Source organism: Gordonia sp. w5E2, assembly GCF_036540975.1.
GTDB lineage: Bacteria > Actinomycetota > Actinomycetes > Mycobacteriales > Mycobacteriaceae > Gordonia > Gordonia jacobaea.
Genome location: NZ_CP144213.1, coordinates 480,444 through 500,765, shown reverse-complemented (window position 1 = coordinate 500,765; position 20,322 = coordinate 480,444). Strand labels below are relative to the sequence as shown.

The 20,322-nt window shown below is 65.4% G+C and carries 17 protein-coding genes; 9 read left to right on the top strand and 8 right to left on the bottom strand.

Annotated features, from left to right (window positions below):
- The first annotated feature begins 2 nt into the window (after positions 1 to 2).
- The gene (locus RND64_RS02125; RefSeq protein ID WP_049700540.1) at positions 3 to 1,088 is read left to right on the top strand and encodes an NAD(P)H-dependent amine dehydrogenase family protein; all 1,086 of its coding nucleotides are present in this window, start codon (positions 3 to 5) and stop codon (positions 1,086 to 1,088) included.
- 2 nt (positions 1,089 to 1,090) lie between these two features.
- Here the strand turns inward: RND64_RS02125 and RND64_RS02120 are convergent, their stop codons facing one another.
- Complete coding sequence (locus RND64_RS02120; protein ID WP_049700539.1) at positions 1,091 to 1,705, bottom strand: TetR/AcrR family transcriptional regulator; 615 nt, start codon at positions 1,703 to 1,705, stop codon at positions 1,091 to 1,093.
- Between the two features lie 106 nt (positions 1,706 to 1,811).
- On the opposite strand from RND64_RS02120, the gene RND64_RS02115 reads away from it, so the two are divergent.
- Positions 1,812 to 2,978, top strand: coding sequence for a hypothetical protein (locus RND64_RS02115; protein WP_049700538.1), 1,167 nt, complete (start codon positions 1,812 to 1,814; stop codon positions 2,976 to 2,978).
- 86 nt (positions 2,979 to 3,064) lie between these two features.
- Here the strand turns inward: RND64_RS02115 and RND64_RS02110 are convergent, their stop codons facing one another.
- The 4 genes from RND64_RS02110 to RND64_RS02095 all read right to left on the bottom strand — a co-directional run bounded on the left by RND64_RS02110 (position 3,065) and on the right by RND64_RS02095 (position 7,812).
- Complete coding sequence (locus RND64_RS02110) at positions 3,065 to 4,354, bottom strand: lipase family protein (protein WP_235434450.1); 1,290 nt, start codon at positions 4,352 to 4,354, stop codon at positions 3,065 to 3,067.
- 63 nt (positions 4,355 to 4,417) lie between these two features.
- Entirely contained in the window at positions 4,418 to 5,449 is a 1,032-nt protein-coding gene (locus RND64_RS02105) for a fused (3R)-hydroxyacyl-ACP dehydratase subunits HadA/HadB (protein ID WP_049700536.1), read from the bottom strand.
- Between the two features lie 65 nt (positions 5,450 to 5,514).
- On the bottom strand, positions 5,515 to 6,543 hold the full coding sequence (locus RND64_RS02100) for an aspartate-semialdehyde dehydrogenase (protein WP_049700535.1): 1,029 nt from the start codon (positions 6,541 to 6,543) through the stop codon (positions 5,515 to 5,517).
- 3 nt (positions 6,544 to 6,546) lie between these two features.
- On the bottom strand, positions 6,547 to 7,812 hold the full coding sequence (locus RND64_RS02095; RefSeq protein WP_005209522.1) for an aspartate kinase: 1,266 nt from the start codon (positions 7,810 to 7,812) through the stop codon (positions 6,547 to 6,549).
- Positions 7,813 to 7,962: 150 nt separating this feature from the next.
- Here RND64_RS02095 and RND64_RS02090 point away from each other — a divergent pair, with 150 nt between their 5' ends.
- Entirely contained in the window at positions 7,963 to 9,369 is a 1,407-nt protein-coding gene (locus tag RND64_RS02090; protein WP_414651985.1) for a hypothetical protein, read from the top strand.
- Between the two features lie 147 nt (positions 9,370 to 9,516).
- On the opposite strand, the gene RND64_RS02085 is transcribed toward RND64_RS02090, so the two are convergent.
- Positions 9,517 to 10,134, bottom strand: coding sequence for a TetR/AcrR family transcriptional regulator (locus tag RND64_RS02085; protein WP_160318057.1), 618 nt, complete (start codon positions 10,132 to 10,134; stop codon positions 9,517 to 9,519).
- Between the two features lie 236 nt (positions 10,135 to 10,370).
- Between RND64_RS02085 and RND64_RS02080 the strand changes: the two genes are divergently transcribed.
- Positions 10,371 to 11,831 carry an MFS transporter gene (locus RND64_RS02080; RefSeq protein ID WP_270484668.1) on the top strand — a complete coding sequence of 487 codons (1,461 nt, stop codon included), beginning with the start codon at positions 10,371 to 10,373 and terminating at the stop codon, positions 11,829 to 11,831.
- 25 nt (positions 11,832 to 11,856) lie between these two features.
- Here RND64_RS02080 and RND64_RS02075 read toward each other — a convergent pair whose 3' ends face one another.
- Entirely contained in the window at positions 11,857 to 12,537 is a 681-nt protein-coding gene (locus RND64_RS02075) for a TetR/AcrR family transcriptional regulator (RefSeq protein WP_270484671.1), read from the bottom strand.
- Between the two features lie 140 nt (positions 12,538 to 12,677).
- Here RND64_RS02075 and RND64_RS02070 point away from each other — a divergent pair, with 140 nt between their 5' ends.
- Both RND64_RS02070 and RND64_RS02065 read left to right on the top strand, forming a co-directional pair.
- Entirely contained in the window at positions 12,678 to 14,228 is a 1,551-nt protein-coding gene (locus RND64_RS02070) for an MFS transporter (protein ID WP_270484673.1), read from the top strand.
- 69 nt (positions 14,229 to 14,297) lie between these two features.
- Positions 14,298 to 14,876, top strand: coding sequence for a nitroreductase family protein (locus RND64_RS02065; protein ID WP_270484676.1), 579 nt, complete (start codon positions 14,298 to 14,300; stop codon positions 14,874 to 14,876).
- Positions 14,877 to 14,951: 75 nt separating this feature from the next.
- On the opposite strand, the gene RND64_RS02060 is transcribed toward RND64_RS02065, so the two are convergent.
- The gene (locus RND64_RS02060) at positions 14,952 to 15,386 is read right to left on the bottom strand and encodes a hypothetical protein (RefSeq protein ID WP_049700530.1); all 435 of its coding nucleotides are present in this window, start codon (positions 15,384 to 15,386) and stop codon (positions 14,952 to 14,954) included.
- A gap of 238 nt (positions 15,387 to 15,624) precedes the next feature.
- Between RND64_RS02060 and RND64_RS02055 the strand changes: the two genes are divergently transcribed.
- The 3 genes from RND64_RS02055 to leuA all read left to right on the top strand — a co-directional run bounded on the left by RND64_RS02055 (position 15,625) and on the right by leuA (position 20,209).
- Positions 15,625 to 16,482 carry a glycoside hydrolase family 16 protein gene (locus RND64_RS02055; RefSeq protein ID WP_270484678.1) on the top strand — a complete coding sequence of 286 codons (858 nt, stop codon included), beginning with the start codon at positions 15,625 to 15,627 and terminating at the stop codon, positions 16,480 to 16,482.
- A 24-nt stretch (positions 16,483 to 16,506) separates the two neighbouring features.
- A complete protein-coding gene (locus RND64_RS02050) occupies positions 16,507 to 18,150 on the top strand; it encodes an FUSC family protein (RefSeq protein ID WP_270484680.1) in 1,644 nt (547 codons plus the stop codon).
- 208 nt (positions 18,151 to 18,358) lie between these two features.
- Positions 18,359 to 20,209, top strand: coding sequence for a 2-isopropylmalate synthase (gene leuA, locus RND64_RS02045; protein WP_270484683.1), 1,851 nt, complete (start codon positions 18,359 to 18,361; stop codon positions 20,207 to 20,209).
- The last annotated feature ends 113 nt before the right edge of the window (positions 20,210 to 20,322 follow it).

Genomic DNA, 20,322 nt, shown 5'->3' with positions numbered 1-20,322 from the left:
CCATGAACAGTTCCCGCAAGATTCGAGTATTCCAGGTTGCCACAGGCAATCTTGGCACCGAGATGATCGGACGAATCACCTCCCACCCAGACCTCGAACTCGTCGGTCTGCACTGCTACACCGCCGACAAAATCGGACGCGACGTCGGCGAGATCGTGGGCACCGACGCGATCGGCATCACGGCCACCGGTTCCGTCGAGGAGATCATCGCAGCACGGCCAGACGTCGTGACATTCCACGGCGTATTCCCGGACGAAGACCTCTACGAGAAGGTGCTCGAAGCAGGCATCAACGTCGTGACCACCGCCGACTGGATCACCGGATATCACCGGGACACCAACTGGCAGCACCCTTCCGGACGCAAGGTCAGCGAGCTCATCGAGGCTGCCTGTCAACGCGGAGGGTCGACGTTCTATGGCACGGGCATGAACCCGGGACTGTGTCAGATCCTCGGCATCGTCCACAGCGCCGACGTCGCCGCGATCGAGAACGTCACCGTCACCGAATCGGTCGACGTCTCGTGCCATCACTCCGTCGACACCTGGAAGGCCGTCGGATACGGTCTGCCGGTTAATGATCCGACGATTCCGGAGTCATTGCACAAGTACACCGCAGTCTTTGCCGACTCCGTCTACCTCATGGCCGACGCATTCGGGCTCGAGCTCGACGAGGTGAAGTACTCCTACGAACTCGGCGCGTGCACCAAAGACGTCGATCTCGGCTGGTACTTCCTACCGAAGGGATCGTTGGGCGCCAACTACATCAAGTACCAGGGCATGGTCGACGGCGTCCCGCGGATCGAGACCCACCTCGAGTGGCAGATGACACCGCACACCGATCCCGCGTGGGATATCAAGGCCTGCTACATCACTCAGATCACCGGCGATCCGAGTATCTACAGCAAACACATGATCTTCCCCAAGCCGGGAATGGATTTGTCGAAGCCCGAGAACTTCGCCTCCATCGGCATGACCGTGACCGGCCTGCCGGCGCTCAACTCGATCCGCTCGGTCGTCGAGGCGAGGCCCGGCATCATCACGAGCAACGATCTCCCACTGAGGGCATTCGCCGGACGATTCGCCGTGTGACATCACGCATCGGCTGTGCCCGCGACATCGAGTGCAGGCCCGAGCCAGCGTCGAAGATAGACACGCAACTGCTCCGGCGTACGCGGTGGGTCCGAGGGGTACTGCAGAAACGACATCAGCACGCGCAGCATGAACTCGGCGAGTCCCTCGAGTTTCTCGTCGTCGACTCCCACCTCGGCCCAGTCGATCGGGAATCGTCGCAACACCGACGCGCCGAACTCCATTGCGCGAGAGGATGTTGCGCCACGGCTGAAGAGTTCGTTCTCCCCCACCTGAACGAGAAGTCCGATGTACGGTTCGTCGGGCAGCCGCCCCAACGTGTAGACGATGGCCTCGGCAAGGGCATCGCGCGGATCGGTGATATCGGCGACGTGATCGGTGAGTCGGTCGAGGAACTGCGTGGCACCTGCTTCACCAACCGCGGTCAGTAGTTCGGCGGTCGTCGGGAACACGCGGTAGACGGTCTGCCTGGTGACCTGGAGTTCGGCGGCGACATCGGCGAGAGTTGCCTTGCCCGGCCCCGAACGATCGATGCACCGCATCGCGGCCGCCACGATGCGTTCGCGTGCTTCGTCTTCGGTGCGCGGCAGGTCGCCGCCCCAACCTCGGGTTCTCATCGGTCAATCGTCGCACGCGGGTATTTCGAATCCGGTCATACACAGAAGGCTTGTTTGTATGATCGAGCATGTCGGCCACGCCCCTTCACGAGCCTGAGGTGCACCAATGCAGACCTGTACAGCCGAGTACCTCCGACTGTCGGAGACGCTGACCGGAGTCCGATGCGACGGCAATGCGTTCGTCACGTTCACCAATCCGGCGAACCTTGCGAACTGGACCCTTCCCGTCATCGAGGCGACGCTCGTCGTCGGACTCGTCGCGTGTCTGATCCACGCCATCCGCTGGTATCGCGCCACGCGCGACGCGTCGAATCTGGTGGTGTGGTGCAGCGGGATACTCGCATTGCTCCTCGTCGAACCCATCGCCTACTTTCCGCAGTGGTTCGGTATCGAGGACGAACTCGGACTGACCTTCGCGCACAACATGTTTACGGTGCAGTTCCTCTATGGCCGGTTACCGCTCTACATCATCGCGATGTATCCGGTCTACCTGTACGTGGCGTACACGCTCGTCCAGCGGACGGGAATCTTCAAGCGCTACAACGTCTTCGTCTCTGCAGCATGTGTGGCGTTCGTCTTCCACTGCCTGTACCAGATTGTCGACGGCCTTGGGCCACAGATGAAGTGGTGGGTATGGAACCAAGAAGTCTCCACGGCGCACCCGTCGTTCAGCGGCATTCCGCTGCTGAACATGAGCGCGTTCAGCGTCATGCTCCCGTTCGGCATCGCCCTGGTGACGCGCTGGTTGTGCACGGTCCCGCACCGCGGCGGTTGGTACATCGTCCGCGATGTCGTCATGACGAGCGTGCTCGTCTGGCCCGTCCTCTTCGTCGGATCAATTCCCCCCACCATCCTCGATCTGCTGGGCGGTTCGCTACTGGTCGGTCGAGCCGTCTCGGCGTGGACCTACGTGGCGATCCTGGCGGTCGTCACCGTCGCGGCATTCTGGGGCGCCTACCGAGCACGCCGCAGTGATCCGACGCTCCTCCCCGAACCGCTTGCGCGGGAGTGGTTCCCGGTGGTCTGCTCCGCGGTGTACCTGGTCGTCGCGGCAGTGCTGTGGATCAGTGCGCTGCCCGACTACTTCGCGGCTGTCGACGGCGTGGCACCCAATGGCGGACGCATCGGACCACTTCCGTACGCGATCACCGCCTACGTGGCGTCTGCATTGCTCACGGTCGGCTCGTTCGTCGGCGTCCGACGCCCTTGGGCCTCCGCCCCCACGGAGCGCGTCCGAAGAGACTCGGAGCTGCCTGCACCGTCTGCCTCGTGAATCGACCTGCCGCACAGACAACTACGGCCCCCGCGTCACTGCGGGGGCCGTAGTTCATTCCTGTGGGGGTGATTCCGTTCGATAACTCAGCCGTCGAAGTGCGACAGCAAGAAGTTGGTGGCGGGCAGCAGCGTGAACACCATCGGCAGCGCGTGGTTGACCACGAGGCCGGGGAAGATCGGCGGGATCGTGTTGGTGATCATCCGGACGTCGGCTCCCTGTGCACGCCAGTCACGGTCGAGCGCGGCCACCTGGCCGTACGGAATGACGTCGTCGCTGAGGCCACCTTCGAGCAGGACCGGTGCGTTCGGCTTGAGCCTGCCGATCCGCTGCTCGTCGACGATCTTCTTGACGTTCGGGTAGCGATTGATGACCGAAGACAACGACTTTCCGTCGCGCGTCCACGAACTCGTGCGCTGGAATCCGAAACTCAGCCCGGTATCGGCGATGCACTGCGTCGACAGTTGCTTGAGCACCTGACGTCCGCGGGGTGTCGTCTCCTTGTCGACGACGGTCTTCAGTTCGGGATAGCGGGCCTCGAGACCATTGATGGCATAACCGATTCCGCCGACGATGAACGTGCCGTCGATCTGGTCGATCACCTTCGACAGGTCCGCGGGCGGTGCACCCGCATACGATGCCTTGACGTTCAGTTCGGGAGCGTAGCTCGACGCCAGTTCGGCCGCCGATGCCGACGCACCGCCGCCCTGCGAGTAACCGGAGAAGCCGACCGGCGCGTTGGCGGGCGCCTTCTCGACCTTCAGCGCCGCACGCGCCGCGTCGAGCATCGCCTGGCCGGACTCGACCCTGTTCACGTAGGTGTGAATTCCCGGGGTGCCCATGCCGATGTAGTCGGTGATGGCCACGCGCACGCCGTTGATCAGCAAGAGATTCAGTTCGAGAGCCGTGTAGTTCAGCGCGAGGCTCGGCTTGCTCGGGTCGATCGCGACGGGCAGGCTCATCAGTTTCGAGCCAGCGCACTGATCACCCTGACCGATGGTTCCCGGGCCGAGCACGACGGTTGGTCGCGGACCCTTGCCTCGCCACGGCGCAGTGGGTTCGACGACGGTCCCGGTGACCGCCGCGGGCGTTCCATCCTGGTAGCGAGAGGTGTACATGATCCGCGTCGCCGTGCCCGGCCACTGGTTCTTGATGCCGGGAATCTGCAGCAGCAGCGGGCTGGGCTCGCTGCGGATGATCGACCCCGGAGTCGCCGAGAACTGCGACGGCGGGGTGTAGAAATCCGCCGCGTGAGCCGGTCCGACTGCCGCCGTCGCAGCACCAAGAGCCAACGCACCCGTCGTGAGCGCAACCGTGGACCGTCGTGTCACACGACCGATCCGCCTACCTGAGATGAATCCCCGAATTCGTGTCATGGACGTAACCTACCGCACAGTAAGTCACGGGTGTGATCCAGGGCGCAGGCGTGTTACGGGAAACTACGCAAAGCGCACATTCATTGTTGCTAGGCCAAAAATCTTGCGACCAGCCGACTTCGCCACGATGATGACGACGCCGCTGCGGGTCTCGGGATCGAGCGACTTGATCTTGCCGCTGAACTCGATGTCGCCGCCCTCTGCAGCAGACACGACCGCGACCTGCGACAAACGCACCGCGTACCGCGTCACGGCGCCCGGATCGCCCGACCACGCCGACACGAAGCCCGCGCCGAGCCCCATCGTCAGCATTCCGTGAGCGATCACGTCGGGAAGGCCGGCCAGCTTGGCGATCGACTCGTCCCAATGGATCGGATTACCGTCTCCGGAGACGCCCGCATAGTTGACCAGATCTCCGCGCGAGAGGCGGGCGTGCCGCACCGGCAGCGCGTCGCCGACCGTCAGCGAGTCGAAGTCGAGGCTGCCCGGAGCTCGCTGGGCGCCCGCACTCGAAATGACCTGTGCGCCTTCGGGTCGCACCGTCTTCACGTACGCGGCGTCCGAATCGTCGGACGACAGGACGTTCACGTCGTGCACCATGATGCTGCGGACCGCGTCGTTGATGCCCGGGTCGACATCGTCGGACGTCACGCCGACGACCGTGGTGTGCATGGTGTGCACGACCTCGCCCGCGGCGTCGGTGAACGTGTTGGTGACGGTGATCAGGTCGCGACCGGCGATGCGTCGAATCGACGACAGCTCGACGTCGGTCGTCAGTTCGTCACCCGCGACGATCGGTCGATGTTGCTCGAAGACCTGCTCGGTCTGCACGTAGGTCTCGTAACCGACCACGACCGACTCGAACAGAGCTCGGTTGGCGCCCATCGCCGGGATCGCCGTGAACGTCAGTGGCGCAACAAGTCCCGAGTAGCCGAGTGCGTGTGCAGCCTCTTCATCGCGGTGTGCGGCGTTGTGGTCTTGGACCGCGCGCGCGTACTCGCGCACCTTCTCGCGACCGACCAGATAGGGCTCGTCGATCTTGTAGTAGTGGCCGAGTCTGTCGGCAACCGCCGGAGCGTCTGTGGGAGTTGACATCGTGATTCACCAATCGGCGGTTGTCGGATCAGGTGTGATGGTGCGGGACCTAGTTGGCCGGGCTGTTACCCGACGAGCAGCTCCGCGATCTGAATCGTGTTGAGAGCCGCACCCTTTCGCAGGTTGTCACCCGACACGAACAGCGCGAGTCCTCGACCGTCCGGCACGCCGGGATCCTGTCGGATCCGACCGACGAGCGAGTTGTCCTTGCCCGCCGCAGCGAGTGGGGTCGGAACGTCGGTCAACTCCACTCCCGCTGCACCGGAGAGGATCTCGTTGGCCTGGGCGGGAGACAGCGGCTGTGCGAACTCGGCGTTGATCGACAACGAGTGCCCGGTGAATACCGGCACCCGCACACAGGTTCCGCTGACGAGCAGCTCCGGAAGCCCGAGGATCTTGCGAGATTCGTTGCGCAGCTTCTGATCTTCGTCGGTCTCACCGGAACCGTCGTCGACCAGCGCTCCGGCAAGCGGCAACACATTGAACGCGATGGGCGCGACGTACTTGACCGGCGCGGGGAAGTCGATCGCCGAGCCGTCGTAGACAAGCTTTTCGAGGTCGTCGATCGCCGCACGCGACTCGGTGGCGAGCTCATCGACGCCTGCGAGCCCACTGCCCGACACCGCCTGATACGACGACACGATCAGTCGTTGCAGCCCTGCCGCATCGTGCAGCGGCTTGAGAACCGGCATCGCGGCCATCGTGGTGCAGTTCGGATTGGCGACGATCCCCTTGGGTGGATTCTTCGCCAGCTCGCCGTTGACCTCCGAAACCACCAGCGGCACATCGGGATCCTTGCGCCACGCCGACGAGTTGTCGATCACGGTCACGCCCGCGGCGGCAAACCGTGGCGCCTGCTCGCGCGACATGGTGGCACCTGCCGAGAACAGCGCGATGTCGAGGCCGGTCGGGTCTGCGGTCGCAGCATCCTCGACGACGATCTCGCCGTCACCCCACGGCAGCTTCTTACCCGCCGACCGAGGAGAGGCGAAGAATCGCACCTCGTCAGCGGGAAAGTTGCGCTCCGCCAACAGGGTTCGCATGACGCCGCCGACCTGACCGGTGGCTCCGACAACTCCGATACGTACGCCCATGGCTCAGCGCCCCGTTCCTGCGTAGACAACGGCTTCTTCTTCTCCGCCGAGGTCGAAGGCCTCGTGCAGTGCGCGCACGGCGTCGTCGAGTTCGGTGTCGCGGCACAGCACCGAGATTCGGATCTCCGACGTCGAGATCAACTCGATGTTGATGCCGACGTTGCTCAGCGCCTCGCAGAACGTCGCCGTGACGCCGGGATGGCTCTTCATGCCTGCGCCCACCAGCGAGACCTTGCCGATGTGGTCGTCGTAGAGGACCTCGGTGAAGCCGATCTCCTCCTGCAGCTTGGTGAGCTTCTCGACGCCGAGCGGCCCGAGTTCACGCGGGAGAGTGAAGGTGATGTCGGTCTTGCCCGTCTCGACCTTCGAGATGTTCTGCAGCACCATGTCGATGTTGATCTCGGCGTCGGCGACGGCACGGAACACCTTCGCGGCGTAACCGGGCTGATCGTCGAGGCCGACGACGGTGATCTTGGCCTCGCTGCGATCGTGTGCGACACCGGTGAGAATCGCTTCTTCCACGGGAATGTCCTCCATCGAGCCGGCAACCAGCGTGCCGGGTTTGGTCGAGTACGACGAGCGCACGTGTACGGGAACGTTGTATCGGCGGGCGTATTCCACACACCGCAGCATCAGGACCTTCGCGCCGCACGCGGCCATCTCGAGCATCTCCTCGAAGGAGACGGTCTCGAGGCGTCGGGCGTCGGGAACGATGCGCGGGTCGGCGGTGTAGACGCCGTCGACGTCGGTGTAGATCTCGCACACGTCGGCTTCGAGGGCCGCGGCCAACGCGACGGCCGTCGTATCCGATCCGCCGCGGCCGAGCGTCGTGATGTCCTTGGTGTCCTGCGAGACGCCCTGGAAACCTGCGACCAGCACGATCTTGCCCTCGTCGAGCGCGCTGCGCACACGACCGGGTGTGACGTCGATGATCTTGGCCTTGCCGTGGCTGCTGGTGGTGATCACACCCGCCTGTGAGCCGGTGAACGACTGCGCCTGCGCACCGAGCGAGCTGATCGCCATCGCGACGAGAGCATTGGAGATGCGCTCGCCCGAGGTGAGCAGCATGTCCATCTCGCGAGCCGGTGGGGCCGGGTTGACCTGTTGCGCGAGGTCGAGGAGTTCGTCGGTGGTGTCGCCCATCGCGGACACGACCACGACGACGTCGTTCCCCTGCTTCTTGGTCTCCACGATGCGCTCGGCGACCCGACGGATGCGCTCAGCTGTCGCAACCGATGATCCACCGTATTTCTGCACCACGAGTGCCACGTAGATAACCTCCCGGCAGGGCTCGACGTCGGGTTTTCCGCTTGACTGCCGAGACAACCTTACCGACGATGCCCGCGGGCTCCACGTCGTGGTGGTGGCGGGACGGCTTCCACGTGCTGCAGACCACACGCGTCCCCTAACATCGCTGAGGTGACCAGCGAGACCGAGGTCGGGAAGGCGAGCCGACAACGCCGCTCCCCGAAGACCAGCGCCGCACCCGGCGCGACGTCCGCTGATCGAGCCGACGCACCTGCCGCGGGTCGGCCCGGAGCGAATCCGCGTCGAGTCCGCCAGGTTGAGCAGCCCCGGGCCGGCGACGGACGTCCGGAGATCGAAGCCACCTCACGTCCGGCCGTCGAAGACGACTCGCTGCCCTACTGGGTGACGGCGATCGGGGTGTTCATCGCGATCCGGATCGTCGGATTGCTGGTGCTCGGTCGGTTCGCGCAGTTGCGCGAGACCAGCGTCGGAAACGCATTGTCGGCGTGGGATGGCAAGTGGATGCTCGCCATTGCCGAGCACGGTTACGGCGACGTGCCGTATTCCCTCACCGACGCCCGCGGTCTGCATACCGCCGACACCGCGTACGCCTTCTTTCCGGGGTATCCGTATCTGGTCGGGTGGATCGCCAAGCTTCCGTTCATCACGCCGTTCGGTGCGGCGATCTCGCTCAACGTCGTTCTCGGTTGCCTGACCGCCGTCGGAGCCGCTCGGCTGGGCGCCGACTGCGTACGTGCGATGGGTAACCGCTCGCCACTGACGCGCGGGGTGTCGGTCAATCCCGAACGCGTCGGGCTCTACCTGGTCGCGATCCTGGCCGCGACGCCGATGGCGATCGTGCTCAACATGGCCTACACCGAGGCGTTGTTCTGCGCGCTGACGGTGTGGGCGCTCGTGGGAGTGATCGAACGCAACTGGCTGCTTGCAGGCGTTGCGGCCTGCCTCGCGGGGACCGTGCGCCCAACGGCCGTCGTCATCATCGGCGTCGTGATGGTGGCCGCGGCGCTGACATTGGTGCGTGATCGGGATGCGCGCTCGTGGCGATCACGACGCGGAAGTGGCGCCTACCTGTGGCTGGCGATCGTGCTGAGCCCACTCGGATATCTCGGCTACCTCGCGGTCGTCTGGGCACACACCGGCTCCCCAACCGGCTGGTTCCGCATCCAGACCGAGGGCTGGGACACCCGGATCGACGGCGGCGTCGTCACCTTCAACTTCGTCAACGACGCGCTGGTGAACTCCGGCGAGGTCGCCTCCGTCGCCACCGCGTGGATCATCCTCGCGACGTTGATCATGGTCGTCGTCGCGTTCTGGGCGCGCCTGCCGTGGCCGGTGGTCGTGTACGGGACGCTCGTCGTGGCGTCGATCATGCTGTCGAGCGGACTGATGATCAGCCGCCCCCGGCTACTGCTGCCCGCCTTTGTGCTGCTACTTCCGCTCGCGATCGCGCTGGCCAAGCAGCGGACATCGGTCGGCGTGGCCGTCGTCGTCCCGATGATCATCGGCAGCGCCTGGTTCGGCGCGCACATGCTGACCGTCTACCCGCACGCGATGTGAGGCCGGGGCTCGGGGTTGTTCCGCGGGTTCCAGCCCGGCCGCGCGGCTCTTCCCCGGGGTTTGCACGATTCCCCGCGACACTTCTCGCCGAAAGCGAAGGAAGGCACGGAAAGAATCCTTCCCCTACTTTCTGCACCCGGCCGACGCTCAGCCGCGCGGGCGCAGGCCGTCGAGCACGAGGCCGACCATGCGTCGGCGCGTCTCGGGTGTGTCCTCGGCGACGCACGTCATCGACAGTCCGCCGACCAGGCGGGATATGTCCGACGGCTCGATGTCTTCGCGGAACACGCCCTCGCGCTGGCCCTTCTCGAGCGTCGCGGCCATCAGTTCGCGTGACTGGTCGCGGGCCTCGCTGAAGACCGGAGCCTCGTCGCCGACGGCCGCGAGGATCGCCTCCTTCATGCCGCGCTTGGTGCTCGCGGTGGACATGTACGCCTCGAAGACCCCGGCCAGCGCGACGTCGGCGGGCCCTGACTCCAGCAGGCGCCAACCGTCGGCGATGATCGAGTCCGAGTAGCTCCGAAATGTGGCTTCGACGAGCGCCGCACGATTGGGAAAGTGCCGGTACAGCGTCCCGATGCCCACCCCAGCCTCGGCGGCGACCTTGTCGAGCGCGACGTCGACGCCCTCGGCGTGGAAGAGGTCCGCGGCCGCGGCGATCAGCTTGTCGTAGTTGCGTGCGGCATCGGCGCGGGCGGGCCGTCGGGACAGAGTTCGCCGCGCATCGTTCCCACTCGCGGCCCCGGTCACTGACTCCCCAGCCACGGCGACTCCTACCTTCCGACACGAATAACACCGACGACGCCGCGCGCACAGATCGAGCACAGCGGCGCCAGCAGACACAACAGTTGCAAAGCGGAGGAACCCTCCGTATATTAATCGGAGGAAGCTTCCGTTTCTCCAGTGAGTGTACTCCACACCGGCGTGGGTGAGCCCGATCAGACTCACGCCGAATTCAGTGCACTGCTCCGCCGATCCATTCATTCGAAAAGAGCGGCCACATGTCCCTTTCCTCCATTGATCGCACAGCAGATTCGACGCCTTCGGGCTCAGGCCTACGCTCGCGCATCAACACCGACGCGCTGGTGTTGATCGCGGTGCTCGGGTGCCAGTTGATGGTGGTGGTCGACGCCACCATCGTCAACGTCGCACTGCCCGATATTCAACGTTCCCTTGGCTTTTCGACGTCGAATCTCTCCTGGGTGCTCAACGCCTACACGCTCACCTTCGGTGGGCTGCTATTACTCGGCGCACGCCTGGGCGACATTCTCGGTCGACGCCGCACCTTCCTCGACGGCCTCGGACTGTTCGTCGCGGCGTCGGCATTCGGTGGTCTCGCAACCGATTCGACGATGCTCCTCGTTGCCCGCGCCCTGCAGGGCGTCGGTGCCGCGATCGCAGCACCCGCGGCGCTGGCACTACTGATGACCACATTCTCCGACGGCGCGCAGCGCACGCGCGCACTGGCACTGTTCACCGCCGTGTCGATCGGCGGATTCTCGCTTGGCCTCGTCTCCGGCGGAGCCCTCGTGCAGTGGCTCGACTGGCGCTGGGTCTTCTTCGTCAACGTGCCGATCGGACTCGTGGTGATCGTCGCGGGTGCGCTGTCACTACCGCGCACCACACGCGAGCGCGGCTCCTTCGATCTACCCGGCGCCGTATTGTCCACTGCCGGAATCGGTCTCATCGTGTATGGCCTCGTCAACGCGGCCGAGCACGGATGGGGCAGCACGATCACCGTCATCGCCCTCGTCGCAGGCGCAGCGCTTCTCGGCGCGTTCGTCTACGCCGAAGACCGCGCACACCAACCGATCACACCGCTACGACTCTTCGCCTCGACGCCGCGGAGCGCTGCATTCGCCGGTCGCCTGGTGATGGTCGCGGGCTTCATGGGCATGATGTTCTTCCTCACCCAGTACATGCAGGAGGTGCTGCACTACGGCCCGCTCGAAACCGGATTGGCATACCTGCCGATGACGGCCGCGACTTTCGGCGCATCACAGTTGAGTGCGCGAGTTCTGGTGCCACGCTTGAGTACTCGCACCCTGCTACTCATCGCCTTCGGTGCAGCGGCTGCCGGGTTGTATTGGCTGAGCACTCTCGACGCTCATACTCCGTACCTGTCACTGCTCGGGCCGTTCATCCTCGTCGGCGCGGGCGGCGGTATGGCCTTCCTGTCGCTGACCACGGCGTCGTTACGCGGCGTCGACCCTCAGGATGCCGGTGCGGCGTCGGGCTTGGTCAACACCGCACAACAGCTCGGCGGCACAGTCGGTTTGGCGATCATGGTTGCCGTCTTCGGGGCCGCAACACGCGGAATGCCCACGTCGACAATCACATTCGCCCACGGCATGACAGTCACCGTACTGGTCGCTGCGATCCTGCTGACGGCTGGCGGCGTGCTGATGGCACTCACCCAGGGTGAGGCGCGCCCGCGACCGGTCGAGACATCACTCACGTGATCCGACGCGGCGTCGTCGACCTCACCTACGATTTCGACGACGCCGCTCTCGCCTCGAACCCCGCGCACAGATAGTCGACTCCGGCGTCGAGCAGCGCGCGCGGATCGTTCAACCGTGTGGCGTCGGCAGCGTCGGACAACGTGGACAGATGCGGCAACCGCGAGGTGACCCGACCGGCGATGAGATCAGCGAGTCCACTCGGATGTTCACCGGGCGATGCGTCGAGCAACTGTTCACTGACCTGCGCGAGCGCGACGCCATTGACGTAGCTCCACAACGTGAGTGCCATTTCGGTTGCGGTAGTGATGTCGACGCCGAGTTCGGCGAAGCCCGCCGCGAGCCAGTCAAGGCCCTCGAGCGCGTCGACACCAAAGCTGTAGCGCGGCGCCGAGTACGCCAGCACCACCCACGGATGGCGGCGATAGAGCTGCCAATCGATGTCGACGGCGATCGCGACCCGTTCGCGCCACGACCATGGCCCCGCCTCATCGACGGGATAGGGAAATCGACGACCGATCTCCTCGGCCATCGCCTCGAGCAGCGCGTCCTTGTCGGAGATGTGCCGGTAGAGCGACATTGCGCCGACGCCCAGTTCGTCAGCGATGCGTCGCATCGACAGCGCGGGCAGCCCGTCCCGGTCGGCGACGTTGATGGCGGTGTCGACGATCAGCTCGGTGGTGAGCTTGGGCGCACGCTCGTCGGCCACCGACTCTCCTCACGTCTCGGGAATAAATTGTTTGCGTACAGCGTACTCATCACCGTACCGTCGATGCGTACGGCGTACGCGGGTGCCCGAGGGCACAACACCGTCGACGCATTCAGCCCTATCGAAGGAGAGCAGTAGTCATGTCCGTCCGCATCCGTCCGTCCGAGAAGCGCACCCGCGAAAATCCGGGTGCCGATCGACGCGCGTGGTGGGGACTGGCCGTGCTGACCCTTCCGGTGCTCCTGGTGTCGATGGACTTCTCCGTCCTCTACCTCGCGATCCCGGCGATCACCGACGCCCTCGATCCCAGCGCCGCCCAGCAGTTGTGGATTCTCGACATCTACGGGTTCCTCATCGCAGGACTGCTCATCACGATGGGCAACGTCGGCGACCGCGTCGGCCGTCGACGCATCCTGCTGTTGGGTGCCGCGATGTTCGGCATCGCCTCGGTCATCGCCGCGTTCGCTCCCACCGCGGTCGTCCTGGTCGCGGCTCGCGCGCTGATGGGTATCGGTGGTGCGACGCTGATGCCGTCGAGTCTGTCGCTGATCGCCAACATGTTTCCCGACGCCAAGTCGCGCGGCCGGGCCATCGGTGTGTGGACCGCCGCCTTCGCGGGCGGTTCGGCCATCGGCCCCGTCGTCGGAGGCGTTCTGCTGCACCACTATTGGTGGGGCGTCGTCTTCCTGATCAACGTGCCGGTACTCGCCGTGCTGTTCCTCCTGGGACCCAAGCTGATCCCCGAGTACCGCGCAGGCACCGGTGAACCGTTCGACTTCATCGGCGTCGGACTCTCCCTGCTTGCGATCCTGCCGATCGTCTACTCGATCAAGACGATGGCGTCGGAAGGTGCAACCCTCCCGGTCGCAGCAGTCGGCGTGCTCGGTGTCGTGATGTTCGTTTTCTTCCTCATGCACCAGCGTCGAACCCCAGCGCCACTGCTCGACCTGAAACTGTTCCGCAACGTGCAGTTCAGCGCCGCCGTGACGGTCGCATTGTTCGGCATGATGGCGCTCGGCGGAATGTCGTATCTGACGGGCGTCTACCTGCAGTCGGTGCGCGACTTCGACGTCCTCAACGCCGCACTCGCCGGACTGCCGATGGCGATCGCCGTCGCGGTGTTCTCCATCGGGGCCACGCGCATCGCCTCACGTGTCGGCATGCGGACCGCGTTCGTCGGGTCGGTCGCACTCGCCGCCGCGGGCAACCTGGGACTCCTGTGGCTCACGACGTCCAGCCCGCTGTGGGTCTACCTCGTGTTCACCTCGATCGCCGGTATCGGCTACGGCATCCAGTTCTCACTGGTGTCCGACGTCGTCGTCGGCTCGGTGCCCGCGGAACGATCCGGAGCGGCGTCGGGCATCTCGGAGACCAGCTTCGAGCTGGGAACCGCGCTGGGCCTCGCTTTGCTCGGTTCGCTCGCAACGCTGATGTTCCGCGAACACGGCGACGGCTGGGCGTTCGGCGACACCCTCGGCGAGACTCTGCACCGCTCCAACGAGATGGGTCCCGCGGGCGCCGAACTCGCCACCGCGGCCAAGCAGGCATTCGTCGACGGCATCCACGCGGCGTCACTCGCGTCGGTGATCGCGCTCGGTGTGCTCGGCGTAATTCTCGCGGTCGTGATGCGTACACCGCGCGTCGTCGAGCAGTCGGTGGATCCCGAACTGCCTGCCGCGCAAGACAGTTAGCCCTGTCACGGGAGCCCCCTCCCACGCACGCTGCTCCTCACACCGTTGGGCTCCAGTACCGTTGGCGCGGTGCATGAACTGATCAGTCAGCGCTGGAGCGCTCGCGGCTACGACGCCGAGGCCACCGTCTCGGTCGACGAGGTCACCGAGATCCTCGACGCCGGACGGTGGGCACCCACGTGGGGACGCATGCAGCCGGTGAGGTTTGTGGTCGGTCTACGCGGCGATACGACGTTCGACGCGCTGACCGCCACACTCAACCGGGGCAACACGACATGGGCGCCCGCCGCAGGTGCACTGATCCTGTTGTGCACCACCGACGATCCGTCCGACCCCAAGCCGGACCTCTACGGCGGCGTCGACCTCGGGCTGGCGTTGGCACAGATGATCCTGCAGTGTGGCGCACTCGGTCTCAACGGACATCCACTCGCCGGATTCGACAAGGGCTCCGCCAGAAGGGCTTTCGGCATACCCGCCGACAAGAAGCCGCTCGCGATGCTGGCCGTCGGTCATCTCGCCGACCCCTCGACGCTGCCCGGCGAGATCCGCGAGCGCGACGCCGAGCCGCGCGAACGGCTATCCCTCGACGAGGTCGCGTTCAGCGGCCACTGGGGCGAGCCGTTCCGGGCCGGCCCTCCCGCTCGCTGAGCCGACCTTCCCGCTGGTTGAGCCGGCCGCGAGCGGAGCGAGCAGCCGAGTCGAAACCACTCTCGCCCGCAACTCCTACCCGCTGCAGGTCTCGAGCGCCTTCTTGATCGCGGCCCGGTGCGCGCTGCGATCCTTCTTGGCGATGCCATGGTCGCGCAGGAAGTTCTTGATCTCGGCGCGCTCCGGGTGCTTCTTGCGCATCTCTTCACGCTGCTGCTTGCGCTGAGCAGGGGTCAGCACGATCGTGTTCTCGAAATGCTCCTTGGCGCGCGGATGAGACTGGATCTCTTTCCACAGCGCGGGGTCTTCCTTGGCCAACGCCTTCTCGACTCCGGCCAACGTGCACTTGGTGCCGGGCACCGGGGTTGTCTGCGCGGGTGCGGGCTTTGCCTCATGCGGGGCCGGAGCGGCGTTCGCCACTCCGCCCGTCGCGATCGCGCTCGCGACGCCGACACCGGCCAACGCGACAGTGATGCGACGTGCCGTCGCTCCGGTGAACAAACGTGACATGTCTCTACCTTTCTCGGCACACACTCGCGGTTGAGTGTCGCAGCCAACCTTCCGGCGGCTCCTCGAAGCAAACGCTCAAAAGCTAAGTGCCGCCTGAGAATTCACAGTGCGAACGCCCAGTAATGCTCAGGCAAAGAGACTTTCAGTCGGCGCCAAAGTATCCTATTTCGTCGCTAATCCGACAGAACACCCCAATGTGGCGGGCCGCAAACTATGGTAAGCCTAGCCTGTGAAACTCATGCGTCGTGCGATCGTGACAGCCCTGACCGTCGGCAGCATCGGTGCTGCCGTGACCACGGCCGCTCCGGCAGCCCATGCGGCAGACACGGCATTCTCGGACGAGTTCAACGGTGCGGCCGGATCGGCCCCCAACAGCGCCCTGTGGAATTACGAAACCGGAGGCGGGGGCTGGGGTAACGACGAAAAGCAGACCTACACGTCGAGTCGAGAGAACTCACGCCTCGACGGAAGCGGAAACCTCCTCATCGAGGCCAGGAACTCCGGTAGCGGGTGGACGTCGGCCCGGCTGAACACCAAGGACAAGCGCGAATTCACCTACGGCACCATCTCCGCGCGGCTCTCACTTCCCACCGGCGCCGGCCTGCACAGCGGGTTCTGGCTACTCGGAGCCGACATCTGGGAAGTCGGGTTCCCGGAGTCCGGCGAGATCGATATCGCCGAACACATCAACAGCTACAACTTCGTGCACATCGGCGTTCACGGCCCGACCGGTTCCGGCGGCTTCGGTTCGGCCGACGCCGGGTCGTTGCGCGACATCCTGCCCGACGCCATCCCGCTTCCCGACGGCGCCAACGGCAAGTACCAGCGCGGCTCCGACATCACGGGCATCGACCCCACCGACTTCCACACCTACGGCGTCCGCAAGACGGCCACCTCGATCACGTTCCTCTTCGACGGGCAGTCGGTGTACACCGTCAATCGTGCCGACCTCACCGCCGGCCAGCGGTGGGTCTTCGACAAGCCGATGTACCCGATCCTGAACCTGGCCATCGGTGGTGTCTGGCCTGGTCCGACGAACTCTGCCACGCCCAACCCGGCGACGATGAAGGTCGACTGGCTGCGCTACACCCCCTGACCGACCCGGCCGTAGGGTTGACCGGTGCCCGGCTCTGACTCGCCAACACCAGCTGAACCGTTCAGACCACAGCCTCCCCCTCGCCTGCACATCAGGCGCGCACTGTTCGCGATCCCCGACGTTCGCGGGCGCTGGCCCGCGGCCATCCGAGCGGGTCTCGCGTTTGCGGTGCCCGCATGCGTCCTACTCGCCGTCGGATTCGAGCGCGACTCGCTACTCGCGGCGCTCGGCGCCTTCGCCGTGCTCTACGGCGAGAAGCGCCCATACCGAGTGCGGTGGCGGGCGATCGTGCTCGCGGCCGCCGTACTGATCGCGGCGGCCACACTGTTCGGGCTCCTCGGCCACTTCGCCGGTCCCCACCCGAACACCGCGGTCGCGCTGACGGTGGTCGTCGCTCTCGTGGCGTGGGCGTCGGCGACGGTGTTCACCGTCAACGCCATGCGACTCGGCCCGCCCGGTCCGTTCTTCTTCGTGCTCACGGCCTGCATCTCGTCCGTGGTGACCGGACACGGCGTCGACGTTTCCGCGCTGGTCATCGCGACGTGCGCAGGCGGATTGAGTTCATTGATCGTCGGAATGGCACCGGCGCTGTGGCGTCCGGAAGGGCCACAGACTGCGGCGACGCTCGCCGCGATCGAGACGATCGACGCCTACCTCGCCGACAACCAGTCCACCGATCCCGCACATCGGCACGGTGTGGCGATGTCGACGCTCAACGCGTGGACGGTCCTGCACGACGCCGCTGCCACCGACACTCCACTCGCCCAACGACTCTGGACGTCGTTGCATCAGTTCCACGTGGCACCGCCGGGTCCGCTGTCGCCGCCGCTGCGTCGACCCTCGGTGCGACACCGCCTGTCCACGGCACTTCGCCGCTATAGCCATGCGCGCGTCACCACTGCGCGAGTCGCACTCACCGCGCTGGTCGCGGGAGTGGCGTCGCTCGCGATCGGTGTCTCGCGACCGGACTGGGCAATCCTCGGCACCGTCCTGGTGCTGCAGTTGGGCCCCGACCGCATCCGGGGCGTCATCCGCGCAACCCACCGACTCGCGGGAACCATCGTCGGCCTGGTGATCTTCGTCGGACTCCATTACCTCGGCCTCACCACACTGTGGCTCATCGTGGTGATCGCGGTGCTCAATGTGCTGATCGAGCTGACGATCGTCGGCAACTACGGCGTCGCGGTCTCGTTCATCACCCCTCTCGCCATGCTCATGGGCAACCCTGAATCCGACATCACCATCCCCGTGCGAGACCGCTTCCTCGAAACGCTGCTCGGCGTCGGGTTGGCTGTCGCAGCACTGTTGTGGCTGCTTCCGCATGCGCACCGACACACGTGGGCACGCGCCGACACCGACGTCCTCGACAACGTCGACCATCTCCTCGACGACGCCGCGCTCTCGCCGATCGGCTCACCACACATGCTCGCCGCCCGGCGTGACCTGCAGTGGGCGCTGCTCGAGGCCGAGATGAGTGCAACCGACAGCGCAAGCGACGAACCGGACTGGGCCACGCCGCGGTGGCCGCGCCACATCGCGCTGTGTCGGGTGGGATACGAAGCACTCGATTGGTGCTACCGCACCGACCCGTCGACTCCGATCGCTCCCGGAATCCGGAGCACCCTGCGCATGCATCGCACCCTCGTCCACACACCCGAGGACCCCTGACATGCGGGTTCGGACAATGCGGACCGAGAGACCGATCGACTGACCTCATTTGATCGACGACCAGCCCGGGGAGTACATTTACTCGCATGCAGCGTGCACTCCTTCTCGGTTGCCGCGGCGGGGTCTGACACGACCGGCCCTCCGTCGCGGGGCCTCATCACGCGCCGGTCACTCCCCAATCTGAGACCTACTTCGGAGATTGACCATCATGGCACCAGCAGACACTTTCACCTCGGGACCGAGCCGCATCGTCGAGCCGTCCGGCCCCATCCCCGCAGGGCAGCCCTCCTGGAACCCGCAACGCAGTTCCGCGATGCCCGTCCACCGCTACCGGCAGTTCGCCGACGAGGTCGAGCAGATCTCGATCCCCGATCGCACCTGGCCCGACAAGGTCATCACCGCGGCACCGATGTGGTGTGCCGTCGATCTGCGTGACGGCAACCAGGCCCTGATTGACCCGATGAGTCCCGCACGCAAGCGCCGCATGTTCGAGCTGCTGGTGCGTATGGGCTACAAGGAGATCGAGGTCGGTTTCCCGTCGGCGAGCCAGACCGACTACGACTTCGTTCGCGAAATCATCGAAGACGGCGCCATTCCCGACGACGTCACCATCCAGGTGCTGACGCAGTGCCGCGACGAGCTGATCGAGCGCACCTTCGATGCGTGCCGCGGAGCGTCGAATGTGATTGTGCACTTTTACAATTCGACGTCGGTGCTGCAGCGTCGTGTCGTGTTCCGTGCCGACAAGTCGAAGATCACCGAGATCGCGACACACGCCGCGCACAAGGTGCTCGAGGAGCAGCAGAAGTACCCGGACACCAACTGGCGCTACGAGTATTCGCCCGAGTCGTACACCGGCACGGAGCTGAGCTACGCCAAGGAGGTGTGCGACGCGGTGAGCGAAATCATCGCTCCCACACCCGAAAAGCCGCTCATCATCAACCTGCCTGCCACCGTCGAGATGGCGACACCCAACGTCTACGCCGATTCCATCGAGTGGATGAGCCGCAATCTCGCACGCCGCGACTCGATCATCCTGAGCCTGCACCCCCACAACGATCGCGGAACCGCCGTCGCCGCAGCGGAACTCGGCTACCAGGCGGGCGCCGACCGCATCGAGGGCTGTCTGTTCGGCAACGGTGAGCGCACCGGCAACGTCTGCCTGGTGACGCTGGGCATGAACATGTTCAGCCGCGGCGTCGACCCGCAGATCTCGTTCTCCGACATCGACGAAATCCGACGCACCGTCGAATACTGCAACCAGCTCGGCGTACCCGAACGCCACCCCTACGGCGGCGATCTGGTCTACACCGCGTTCTCGGGCAGCCACCAGGATGCGATCAACAAGGGTCTCGACCAGATGAAGGTCGACGCCGACACCGCCGATTCCGACGTCGACGACATCCTGTGGCAGGTGCCCTATCTGCCGATCGACCCCAAGGATGTAGGCCGCAATTACGAAGCCGTCATCCGCGTGAACAGCCAGTCGGGCAAGGGTGGCGTCGCCTACATCATGAAGGCCGACCACGGCATGGACCTGCCGCGACGCCTGCAAATCGAGTTCAGCCGCGAGATCCAGAAGATCACCGACGGCGAGGGCGGCGAGGTCTCGCCCAAGGAGATGTGGGACGTCTTCGCCAACGAATACCTGTATCCGGTCCGCCCGCTCGAGCGTATGCGCCAGAAGGTCGACGCCTCCGAGGTCGACGGCGGCGACGACCACATCACCGCTGTGGTCAAGGTCGACGGCGTCGAGAAGGAGATCGCGGGCAGCGGCAACGGGCCGCTCGCGGCATTCGTCGACGCGCTGTCGACCGTCGGATTCGACGTCCGCGTACTGGATTACGCCGAGCACGCACTCACCGCGGGCGGCGACGCCAGCGCGGCAGCTTACGTCGAGACCGAGGTCAACGGTGAAACCGTATGGGGCGTCGGCGTTGCGTCGTCGATCACGACGGCGAGCCTGCGTGCCGTGGTGTCCGCAGTCAATCGCGCCTACCGCGTGAGTGCTTCGGCTCCTGCGGAGACCGATGCCGCCCCACGTACCTGGGCGCCGTAAACCTTTCTCTCACCGATGAACTCACGGTGACGCGGGTGACCCCCGCCGTCGCTGTGTCAGGCAATGGGCCGAAACTCTCGTCAAGCGGGCGATCCCCGCGCGCGAGGTTTCGG

Bases quoted from the DNA above. Each gene is read 5' to 3' on its own strand.
- RND64_RS02060 (WP_049700530.1), bottom strand. From the start codon at position 15,386: ATGTCACGTTTGTTCACCGGAGCGACGGCACGTCGCATCACTGTCGCG.
- RND64_RS02125 (WP_049700540.1), top strand. From the start codon at position 3: ATGAACAGTTCCCGCAAGATTCGAGTATTCCAGGTTGCCACAGGCAAT.
- RND64_RS02100 (WP_049700535.1), bottom strand. From the start codon at position 6,543: ATGGGCGTACGTATCGGAGTTGTCGGAGCCACCGGTCAGGTCGGCGGC.
- RND64_RS02115 (WP_049700538.1), top strand. From the start codon at position 1,812: ATGCAGACCTGTACAGCCGAGTACCTCCGACTGTCGGAGACGCTGACC.
- RND64_RS02105 (WP_049700536.1), bottom strand. From the start codon at position 5,449: ATGTCAACTCCCACAGACGCTCCGGCGGTTGCCGACAGACTCGGCCAC.
- RND64_RS02070 (WP_270484673.1), top strand. From the start codon at position 12,678: ATGTCCGTCCGCATCCGTCCGTCCGAGAAGCGCACCCGCGAAAATCCG.
- leuA (WP_270484683.1), top strand. From the start codon at position 18,359: ATGGCACCAGCAGACACTTTCACCTCGGGACCGAGCCGCATCGTCGAG.
- RND64_RS02110 (WP_235434450.1), bottom strand. From the start codon at position 4,354: ATGACACGAATTCGGGGATTCATCTCAGGTAGGCGGATCGGTCGTGTG.
- RND64_RS02055 (WP_270484678.1), top strand. From the start codon at position 15,625: ATGCGTCGTGCGATCGTGACAGCCCTGACCGTCGGCAGCATCGGTGCT.
- RND64_RS02080 (WP_270484668.1), top strand. From the start codon at position 10,371: ATGTCCCTTTCCTCCATTGATCGCACAGCAGATTCGACGCCTTCGGGC.
- RND64_RS02120 (WP_049700539.1), bottom strand. From the start codon at position 1,705: ATGAGAACCCGAGGTTGGGGCGGCGACCTGCCGCGCACCGAAGACGAA.